We start from the raw sequence: 1,374 nt of genomic DNA on the forward strand, positions 1-1,374 counted from the left end.
CGCCAATTCGCTTCACCGTCAGCTGAACCAGGAGTTCCCGCCACGAGGGCGGGAATGACGGTTGAAAGAGGATGAGTCCGAAGGCTGGTTTGGGCGCCCCAGACGCTGAATGTCGATACGTCCTGGTTCGCGCCTCACGCCTTGCCCTCGAACACCAGCTGGGTTCCGACATAGGGCCTGATCACCTTGCTCGGCATGAGCCGCAGCGCCTCGGCGATGAAAACCTCGCCCGTGCAGTGCATCGGCACGATGTAGGTCGGATCGATCTTGACGAATTCGGCCGCCGTTCTCCGGGCCTCGTCCTCGGTGCGCGGACGCACCAGGTGGAAGCCGCCGACAACCGCGTGGACCTTGTCGACGCCCGACAGCGCCTGGGCCTGTCGGACGGCGTTGAGCACGCCGCGATGGCTGCAGCAGGACACCACCACCAGGCCCAGGCCCTTGACCACGTAGCAGGTCGCCAGCTCGTGCTCGCCGTCGTCGAGCGTCTGGCCCTCGCGCTTGCCGGGCGACAGCTTGGCGGCGTCGCAGCCCACCCCCGCGCGCATCGCCGTCGGGATCGCGGCGCGCTCGAACGACTTCATCGGGATGACGCCGGTGGTGAAGGCCTGGTCGGCGACCACGGCGGGCTCGGGGGCGATGCGCACCTCCAGACCGGCCCGAGCCAGTTCGGCCCGGTCCAGCGCCCCCATGACCGGCGGCGGCGAGGCGATCATCGCCACCCGCTCGCAGAAGGTCTCCTCGCCGCCGACATACAGCGGCAGATGGCGGTCCTTGGCCGCCCGCCCGGCGAACAGGCCGGCGAAACCGCCATAGTGGTCCAGATGCCCGTGGCTCAGAACCGCCGCATCGAACTGGTCCGGGTCGACGCCCAGCAGGGCGAGATTGTTGGTCAGGGTCTCGGGCGTATAACCGAAATCCACCAGCACGCGCCGGGTCTGGTCGCCGATCTGCGACGTGCCCAGGATCGACAGCCCGAACTCGGYCTTCAGCGCCTGGCGCGACATCCGGGGCYGTCGGTCGCCGGTCTCACGGCGCACCTCCAGGCCCGGCAAGGTCAGGTTGGGCAGGAAGGGGCCGAAGGTCGCGTTGTCGATCAGCACCTGCAGCGTCAGTCGGTCGACGACCGGGGCCCTGAAAGGCGGCTGCGCCCGAACCCCGCCGATCGTTCCGCCGGTGAGGCTCGCGAGCAGCCCCGCGATCAGCGCCCGACGGTCGGGAAGAAGGTCGGGCATCGACGGCATCGCGCGTCTCCGGGCCAGGGTGCGGGTGTGGCGATCCTCCCACGAAGCCAGCGGTTCGGCTACGGGGTGGTTCGGCGAGCGACATGGGTCCAAGCCTGTCATCCCGGACAAGCTCGGCGAAGCCGGGCGC

Annotated in this window: 1 protein-coding gene; it reads right to left on the reverse strand. The window is 69.4% G+C overall.

Annotation, left to right across the window (positions count from 1 at the left end; genetic code table 11):
* Window positions 1-134: 134 nt before the first annotated feature.
* On the reverse strand, window positions 135-1,235 hold the full coding sequence (locus tag AC1DZ6_RS25175) for an MBL fold metallo-hydrolase (RefSeq protein WP_477099817.1): 1,101 nt from the start codon (window positions 1,233-1,235) through the stop codon (window positions 135-137).
* Between the last annotated feature and the right edge of the window lie 139 nt (window positions 1,236-1,374).

Source organism: Caulobacter sp. P1_B12_2 (assembly GCF_056406675.1).